We start from the raw sequence: 8,014 nt of genomic DNA, 5'->3' as shown, positions 1-8,014 counted from the left end.
CGCAGACGTTATCTCAAAACCGATCGACACGGAAAAACTGGTGCGCGCAGTGCGTGACGCATTGCGGCGCGATGTGCATATTGGTGCAGTGCAAACCGGCTATCATCGACCAGTTGAGGTGCGGGGCTTTAATCAACTCACCCCAAGAGAGCGCGAAGTGCTGCAATTGATCACAAACGGTCAATCCAACAAAGAAGCTGGCCGCGAATTGGGCATTAGCCCGCGCACTGTGGAAGTGCACCGCTCTCGGGTAATGGAAAAATTGGGGGCCCGCAACACTGCGGATTTGGTTCGTATCGTTTTAACCAGTTAGCCAACCCCTCCCTTGGCGAACACAGATACGTACCTTTTGGGTGGCCATTGGTCACCCAATTTTGCGCTTGAAAACACCATAATATCGTTGCAACGTAAGCATTGTCAGGACGACCTGATAGCTTGCAACATGTTCCGGGATGACCCGCAAAACGAAGGGAACTCCTGATGACTAGTTCAAATGCCAAAACAGACATCACAGATTTGCTCAAACACATGGACCCACAACTCGACGTGCAGCGCTACGCGTTCGCAACCGTTGATCCTTATGTTGCGGCGAGTCTAGACGTTGTGCCCACTATGTCATTTATTGAGAATGAAGGTGTGACGCTCATCTTACCTGAAGAAGATGCAATCAAAGCCAACATTGCCCATGAGTTCATCTGTCAAAAAATCACGCTGCAGGTCCATTCAGCGCTCGAAGCAGTGGGCTTTATGGCGGCAATATCGAACAAGCTTTTGGATGTGGGAGTGCCATGCAACGTGGTTGCAGGATTTTACCACGATCACTTGTTTATCCCGGTCGATAAAGTTGAAACGGCAATGGCAGCGCTCAAAGAACTGGCAGGTTAACCGCCAGTTGTTGGCAACACCAAATCACCCGAGTTCAATGCCTGTGCGGTGAGTTGAGACGTGTCGATGTTCATCGGCAAATCCAAAGCTTTCCAAACGCTCACCAATGCATCGCGCAATTCAAACAACATTTCATCTGTGTGCAATGGTGTTGGGGTAATGCGCAACCGCTCCGTGTCTTTTGGCACTGTGGGGTAATTGATCGGCTGAATGTAAATGTTGTGTTTGTCCATCAACATGTCGCTCGCCGCCTTGCAGCGGCGCGCGTCGCCAACAATCACAGGTACAATGTGTGTTTCTGTTGGCATCACTGGCAAACCAGCTTCGGCCAGGATTTCTTTCGCCCGTTGGGCTTGGCGCTGTTGGCCTTGGCGTTCTGTGCTGGAAACCTTCAAATGTTCAATCGATGCATGTGCCGCCGCGCAAAGCGCTGGGGGTAGGGCGGTCGTGAAGATGAATTCAGACGCGTAAGAGCGCACAGCATCAACAATTGGCTGACTGGCGGTAATGTACCCGCCCATTACGCCATAGGCTTTGGCCATAGTGCCTTCAATAACGTCGATACGTTGCATCAACCCGTCGCGCTCGCAAATCCCTGCGCCGCGTGCCCCATACATGCCCACCGCATGTACTTCGTCGATATAGGTGAGCGCGTTAAACTCTTGCGCTAAATCTGCAATTTGCTCAATTGGGGCAACGTCGCCATCCATCGAATAAACGGATTCAAACACGATCATTTTGGGGCGGTCTTTGCCCGCCGCTTCCAAGATCTCTCGCAAATGTTTCATGTCATTGTGGCGGAAAATCTTCTTTTCCATGCCAGACTGTTTAACGCCCGCAATCATAGAGGCGTGATTGAGCTGATCAGAAATTACCAAGCAATTCGGAATCAACCGCGCGATTGTGGAAATCGACGCTTCGTTGGACACAAAGCCAGAGGTAAACACAAGCGCTGCTTCTTTGCGGTGCAAATCAGCAAGCGAACGCTCTAACTGAACCAAAGGTCGATTGGTTCCCGCAATATTGCGTGTGCCGCCAGCGCCAGTACCTAACTTGCCAGCAGTTTCCTGCATGGCAGAAATCACTTTTTGATGTTGGCCCATGCCCAAATAGTCGTTTGAACACCAGATGGTGATTTCGCGTTCGTTGTCAGCAGTATCGCGAAAGATCGCTTTGGGGAAATGCCCCGCGATACGCTCCAAATCAGCAAATACTCGATAGCGCTTTTCACGGCGCAAAGTATCGATGGCGTCCTCAAACAGTCCGCGATAATCCATCGATTGATACCCCTATCTCACATGGTCAGAGCAGATATTGTTGCTCCTTGTAACCAATCTATATCGATCCGCCGATCTGGCAACATGACGCAGGTCAATTGCTACGACTAAGATACGCTCGTCAAATTACATAGCAAAATTCAAATGTATGCAACCCCATCATGTTACATTTAATTGAATGGCAACAAACTTCAACCAGTAATGGGCAGTTTGTTGATCACAATTGAGAATGCACAAGACAATTGTCTTTGTTATTCTTCTGGGTCAAACTCCAATAAGTCGCCGGGCTGGCAGTCTAAAACGGCGCATATCTTAGCCAAAGTCTCAAAGCGCATACCTTTAACTTTGCCGGTTTTGATCATGGATAGATTTTGCTCGGTTAGCTCAACAGCCTTTGCAAGCTCCTTGAGGCGCATTTTCCGGCGCGCCAGCATAACATCCAAATTGACAATGATTTTCATGACCTGCCCACCTAGATGAAGCTCCTATTTTCTTCGTACGCTGCTTGCCCAACGGTGAAAATGTGTGCAGCAATCAGGATCACCAGTCCGGTGAATAATGCGGAAACCAACTCAGCCGTCATCCCGAATTGCACAGAAAATGAGCTGTCGCCGTTTTGTAGATCAATTAAAGCGAAGGCTAAGGCGCCAAAAAAGATCTCGTACAACGCAATAGCTAAGTTTGCTATAGCGAAACGCCGAAATCCCCTGACGCTCTCAAAGGAAAGCCAACGTTGATGTTCGGCTTCAATGAGGGTTTGGCGGATGGAAAGCAGACCGGCAACAAGCAACGCAAAGTACCCTGCTGAGAAAACAAATAGGATGACCCGCACGAGCGGTGTGATTTGATCACCAGACAAACTGATTTCATTTGCCCCGTGTATTTCAAGGTGAATACTGCTTAAAAACAAGACAAGAGACAAAACAGCCAACGGCAGAACGATGGCTGCAAAAAGCACCAGTTTGGCCAAAATACCAGCAATCCTGCTGATCATATTGGGTGAAAGCATGAAAATTCCTCAAACAAAAAACAAAGGCTTGCTTTAATTATACGTTGCTAAACGAGAAAACAAGCCTTGCATTGCGTCAGCCCATGGCCTGTTCCGCAAGCAATTCATCACCCAATCGCAAGACTTCGTCCACCAACCCATCGTCTTGTCCCGGCACACTGCGAGCGCCGACAAAACAAGGCCGCAATGCCAACACGTCGCCAACTTTTGTGGTACTAGGAATATATACATTGCCCCTTACCAAACGACGGTGAATGCGCTGGTTGAACGTGTTCAAATCCTCAATGCCCGGCGCCACATAGCGGAAACAGCAAATCGAAAGGCTGGGTTCCAAAACCAATTCAAGCCGCTTGTCCGCACGCACACGTTCTGCCACCCGTTGCGCCATATCATTGTGCCGTTTAATGCGTTGACGCATCCCATCAACTCCGATTTCTTTGAGCATAGCCCAAACGGCAACGCCACGCGGCGGCGCGCTTAGCTCGACGCCAAAATCAAAGTAGGGAATGCCAAAATCATCCATTGAGTGAGAAGGGGCGTTCGCGCCATCTTGGTAATCAACAGAACCCTCTAAGTAATCGGCGGGTTCTTGGGTAAAGGCGCGGTGCAAAATTTCCCTGTCTCGAATAAAGGTGGCTGCAATGCCAACGCATGCCCCCAGCCATTTGTGCGGGTCGACAATCACGCTGTCAGCCAATTCAAGGCCCTCATAAAGATGGGCAATTCGCTCATCTAAAATGCCAGGCAATCCATAAGCGCCATCCACATGGAACCAAATCTTGTTGGCGCGGGCGATTTCGCCAATTTCTTTTATGGGATCAATCGCGCCTGTGTTTGTGCTGCCCGTATTGGCCACAATAGCGATGGGTAAAACATTTGCTGCCAAATCTTCTTTGATGGCCGCAGCCAATGCTTCGGGCAGCATCCGCTTTTGTGCATCGCATTGGATCAAACGCACGGATCTGCGCCCTAGTCCTAAGACGCCGGCGGATCGTTGGATGGTGTGGTGACATTCTGCACTGGCGTATATCCGTGTAGGGCGGTCAATGCCCAATGCGGACACATCATGGCCCACTTGTTCAAATGCCCATTGGCGCGCCCCACCAAGCGCGATCAGATTGGCCACCGATCCGCCGGTTGAATAGATGCCTTTCATATCTGGCACACCGCACATTTGTGCCAACCACTCAAGCGACAATTCTTCCAAAAAGTTGAAGGCGTTTAACGTATAGCGTTGGGGGGAACCAATTGACCCAGCAACGGATGCAATGGCCGAAGCGGTCGTGCCACCTGTTGTAATGAACGAAGTGAAACCGGGTCGAATAATAGCTGAGCCATTTGCAATGACATCGTGCACCAACAGTTCGCTCACAGCTTCCAGTCCAACGCCTTGTTGAGGCAAGGGTTCACTCAGTTTTTCTCGCCACACTTTACCAGGTGCTAAAGCGTCTTCATGTTCAAATTTCACAAACTCATCAAGACCTGCGCCGATCTTTGAAAGGTAGGATTGGAAGTCGCCAGTTTCTGCAAAGTCTTTGGACATCAATTAAGCCGCTCATCATTGGTGAGGATTCGGTGGGTGTTTGAGTTGAACGACTTCGGTCGGCAATTTCAACTCTAAAATTTGTATCAGTCACGCGCCGGGGCCTTTTGTTGCAAAGTGGGTCCCAGAGCTTGGCAAATATGTAAAGCTTTAACTATCGCAAGAATTAGCACAATCACGTCAAATCGCTTTTCGTGAAAATTAACGACACCCGCCTTACCCTGACCCTAACGTATGAAGGCCATCGGGGAAATTCATGGGCAAGGGCATAGGGCCAAGTCGAAACAGTGCGAGAAATGAAATATTTGTCATTGCCGCTATTGTGGTTGCGGCATGGTACTGTTTTGCTCAACTAGATGTGTTTGAATATGTCATTGAGTTCATCCATGAGATGGAAACCTATGAATTAGATGAAGTGGTTTTAGGCATATTGCTCGCCGGAATTGGTGGCACTGTTTACGCATTTCGCAAGCACCGTCAACTTAAGCGAGAATCTGCAAAACTTGAACAAGCGGAAGAAGAAGTTGTTTGGATGGCGCAGCACGACCATTTAACTGGTCTGCCGAACAGAAAGTTCTTGCACCAACTTTGTGAACATCCCGACTTCAAGAGCTGCGCTGAAACTGGCCAATCTCATGCTGTTTTGGTTTTGGACCTTGATGGGTTTAAATCGATTAACGATCTATTTGGCCACGCTGGCGGCGACGATTTGTTGATACAGGTTGGTGATCGATTGAATTGGCTGATGGCAGAACAAACTGTCCTAAGAGTTGGTGGCGACGAGTTTGTGATTGTATTGCGAAATGTTGACACTGCTCAGGCGAAGTCCGCCGCAAGAGAAGTTGTGAAGGCGCTGAACGAACCATTTCAGATCAACGGAAATCAAACAGAAGCGAGTGCGTCCGTCGGCATTGCTATGATGCCGGATCATGCACCAACGCTTGAAATTGCAAGGGTGAATGCTGACGTTGCGCTTTATGAAGCTAAGCATCGCAGCAAGGGCTCATTCAAGATGTTTACCAAACAGCTTGGAACGGCCATGTCAGAGCGTTCGCGAATAGAACAGCAATTGCGCGGTGCCATTCGCGATGGCCAATTGTCGGTGCACTACCAACCCTACATTGACCTGCAAACCAAAGAGATTATTGGATTTGAAGCGCTTGCGCGCTGGGAACAAAGCGATGGCACATTCATCCCGCCTTCCACCTTTATCGATATTGCAGAAAAGTCGGGCCAAATACTGGAACTATCTGAACTCCTTTTCCGCAAGGCCTGCAAGGATGCCTGCAATTGGCCGGGCAACAGAACCCTGTCGTTTAATCTGTCCGCCTCCCAATTGCGGGATCGGCTCATGGCAAAGCGTGTCTTTAGGCAACTTGAGCAATCAGGTTTGTCGCCCGAACGTTTAGAGCTAGAAGTGACAGAGAGCTGTTTTGTGCATGACCATGAAGCGGTCATAGCGACGCTGATCGACCTCAAAAACGCAGGCGTGCGTATTGCATTGGATGATTTTGGCACCGGATATTCAAGCTTCTCTCGGTTAACAAAAGTCGAGTTCGACAAGATCAAGATAGATCAACTGTTCGTGCAGGAGTGCAATGATAGCGCGAGAATGAAAAAGATCGTGGGCGCCATTTTCGCCTTAAGCAAAAGTCTTGACACCACCATCGTCGCTGAAGGAATTGAGACACACGAGCAGTTGAAAACGATGCAACAGTTTGGTTGTGATATTGGGCAAGGCTATTTGTTTGGTCGCCCCGTGCCCGCTGAAAAAGCGTTGGAATTGCTTGCCGCTGACCAGATCGTGATCAGCGACAGCGCTGGTTGAAACCCATATTGGCGATTAGCCGTTCAACATCCAAAACGATGCATTCAATATGCTCGCAAAGCTGATCCACGCCAAATAGGGAATGGCCAAATAAGCGCTAATTCGGTCTTTATTCCAAATCAGTGCAATAAACGCCAAAACCACCACATCAAGCGCCACAATGTAAATGAGTGCCGCGCCCAAGTTGTAGGCACCAAAAAAGACCGGGGTCCAAATTGTATTTAGGCAGAATTGCAAGGTCCAAAGCGCAATAAGTAACGGCTTCCAAGCATCCTTTGCCATGTAAACCAGGCGAAATCCAATGGTTGCAACGAATACATATAGGATTGTCCAAACGGGCCCAAACAACCAATTTGGCGGCGCAAATGAAGGCGATGTCAGTTCAGCATAATAGCCCTTGATGTCCCAAAGGCCCGCGCTACTCGCCGCAACAATGGTTGCGGTGTAAAAGGTTGCCCATGTGGCAATCTTAAAAAGTCGTTCTTTATTTTGGTTTTCCATGACTTGCTCCCAATTGCCCATGTTCTCATTGTCTACGGTGCCCATAGTGTACCGGATCATGTTGGGGTCAAGTTGATTTCGTCTGGTTCAATATTATACCCAACAGACCGGCTCATGAATGTTTGTGAATGTGTCATTCAAAATGATCATGAAAAGTTTGATCAAATTCTTGCGAATGGGCGTGACAGGCGTCAAATCACTCGCTAGGCTCACAGCTCTTCTTCAGTTTTTCCATCAACAATGATCATGCGCAAATCGGGATGGCGCGATTGTTGAGAAAGGTATGTCATGTTGGATATAGTGTCGAAATTCAAAAAGTCTGAGGCCTATATTGATGGTCAATGGGTGGGCGGCAGTTCAGGCAAGAGCTTTGCTGTAACCAATCCAGCCAACGCTGAGCACTTGGCAGACGTTGCTGATACCACCGGCGATGATGCACGTGCAGCTATTGCAGCTGCCAAAGCGGCATTTAAACCTTGGGCCGCAAAAACCGCCAAGCAACGATGCGATATATTGCGCAAGTGGAACGATTTGATTTTGGCCAATGTGGACCAATTGGGCGCTCTATTATCTACCGAACAGGGTAAACCATTAGCGGAAGCAAAAGGCGAAATTGTTTATGGCGCGAGCTATATTGAGTGGTTTGCTGAAGAAGCGCGACGGGCTTATGGAGATATTATCCCAGAAGCACGCCCCAACACTAAGATCGTTGTATTGAAACAACCGGTGGGTGTTGTCGCAGCGATTACACCGTGGAACTTCCCCAATGCCATGATTGCCCGCAAAGTGGCACCGGCCTTGGCCGCAGGGCTTGCCGCGCGTGCGTAGGCGTCACGAACCGTGACAGTGGCCTCTTGCGCCCACAATGGCGCAGCAAGAGTGATCATAGCGCCAGCCAATGCGGCGCGCCCATGCTGCGGATGCGTGATGCGATCATGTGACCCTCCCAAGTCAGAATCTGTTTCGACCCT

The 8,014-nt window shown here is 49.2% G+C and carries 9 protein-coding genes; 4 read left to right on the top strand and 5 right to left on the bottom strand.

The window, feature by feature from the left end:
- Together Q0231_RS14280 and Q0231_RS14275 are read left to right on the top strand one after the other, a co-directional pair.
- Window positions 1-313: LuxR C-terminal-related transcriptional regulator (locus tag Q0231_RS14280; RefSeq protein WP_299348439.1), on the top strand; the 313-nt coding region annotated here is incomplete at its 5' end.
- Window positions 314-480: 167 nt separating this feature from the next.
- Entirely contained in the window at window positions 481-885 is a 405-nt protein-coding gene (locus Q0231_RS14275) for an ACT domain-containing protein (protein WP_299348436.1), read from the top strand.
- Here Q0231_RS14275 and hemA read toward each other — a convergent pair.
- From hemA to Q0231_RS14255, 4 genes are all read right to left on the bottom strand, one after another.
- Window positions 882-2,162: a 5-aminolevulinate synthase gene (gene hemA / locus Q0231_RS14270; RefSeq protein WP_299348433.1), complete on the bottom strand. Its 1,281-nt coding sequence runs from the start codon at window positions 2,160-2,162 to the stop codon at window positions 882-884. The genes Q0231_RS14275 and hemA overlap by 4 nt on opposite strands.
- A 251-nt stretch (window positions 2,163-2,413) precedes the next feature.
- A complete protein-coding gene (locus Q0231_RS14265) occupies window positions 2,414-2,623 on the bottom strand; it encodes a helix-turn-helix transcriptional regulator (protein ID WP_269392718.1) in 210 nt (69 codons plus the stop codon).
- An 11-nt stretch (window positions 2,624-2,634) separates the two neighbouring features.
- Complete coding sequence (locus Q0231_RS14260) at window positions 2,635-3,171, bottom strand: hypothetical protein (RefSeq protein ID WP_269392717.1); 537 nt, start codon at window positions 3,169-3,171, stop codon at window positions 2,635-2,637.
- A gap of 76 nt (window positions 3,172-3,247) precedes the next feature.
- Window positions 3,248-4,714: an aminotransferase class V-fold PLP-dependent enzyme gene (locus Q0231_RS14255; protein ID WP_269392716.1), complete on the bottom strand. Its 1,467-nt coding sequence runs from the start codon at window positions 4,712-4,714 to the stop codon at window positions 3,248-3,250.
- Window positions 4,715-4,970: 256 nt separating this feature from the next.
- On the opposite strand from Q0231_RS14255, the gene Q0231_RS14250 reads away from it, so the two are divergent.
- Entirely contained in the window at window positions 4,971-6,542 is a 1,572-nt protein-coding gene (locus tag Q0231_RS14250; protein WP_299348428.1) for an EAL domain-containing protein, read from the top strand.
- A gap of 15 nt (window positions 6,543-6,557) precedes the next feature.
- Here Q0231_RS14250 and Q0231_RS14245 read toward each other — a convergent pair whose 3' ends face one another.
- Entirely contained in the window at window positions 6,558-7,103 is a 546-nt protein-coding gene (locus tag Q0231_RS14245) for a TspO/MBR family protein (protein WP_299348425.1), read from the bottom strand.
- A gap of 240 nt (window positions 7,104-7,343) precedes the next feature.
- On the opposite strand from Q0231_RS14245, the gene Q0231_RS14240 reads away from it, so the two are divergent.
- Window positions 7,344-7,871, top strand: a complete 528-nt coding sequence (locus Q0231_RS14240) for an aldehyde dehydrogenase family protein (protein WP_299348422.1) — start codon at window positions 7,344-7,346, stop codon at window positions 7,869-7,871.
- The last annotated feature ends 143 nt before the right edge of the window (window positions 7,872-8,014 follow it).

The sequence above is a fragment of the uncultured Maritalea sp. genome, assembly GCF_937139385.1.
Classification (GTDB): Bacteria; Pseudomonadota; Alphaproteobacteria; order Rhizobiales; family Devosiaceae; genus Maritalea; species Maritalea porphyrae_A.
This window is presented reverse-complemented; position numbering and strand designations above follow the sequence as displayed.

Excerpts from the sequence above, each read along its gene's own strand:
- Q0231_RS14275 (WP_299348436.1), top strand. The coding sequence starts at position 481 with ATGACTAGTTCAAATGCCAAAACAGACATCACAGATTTGCTCAAACAC.
- hemA (WP_299348433.1), bottom strand. The coding sequence starts at position 2,162 with ATGGATTATCGCGGACTGTTTGAGGACGCCATCGATACTTTGCGCCGT.
- Q0231_RS14265 (WP_269392718.1), bottom strand. The coding sequence starts at position 2,623 with ATGAAAATCATTGTCAATTTGGATGTTATGCTGGCGCGCCGGAAAATG.
- Q0231_RS14260 (WP_269392717.1), bottom strand. The coding sequence starts at position 3,171 with ATGCTTTCACCCAATATGATCAGCAGGATTGCTGGTATTTTGGCCAAA.
- Q0231_RS14255 (WP_269392716.1), bottom strand. The coding sequence starts at position 4,714 with ATGTCCAAAGACTTTGCAGAAACTGGCGACTTCCAATCCTACCTTTCA.
- Q0231_RS14250 (WP_299348428.1), top strand. The coding sequence starts at position 4,971 with ATGGGCAAGGGCATAGGGCCAAGTCGAAACAGTGCGAGAAATGAAATA.
- Q0231_RS14245 (WP_299348425.1), bottom strand. The coding sequence starts at position 7,103 with ATGATCCGGTACACTATGGGCACCGTAGACAATGAGAACATGGGCAAT.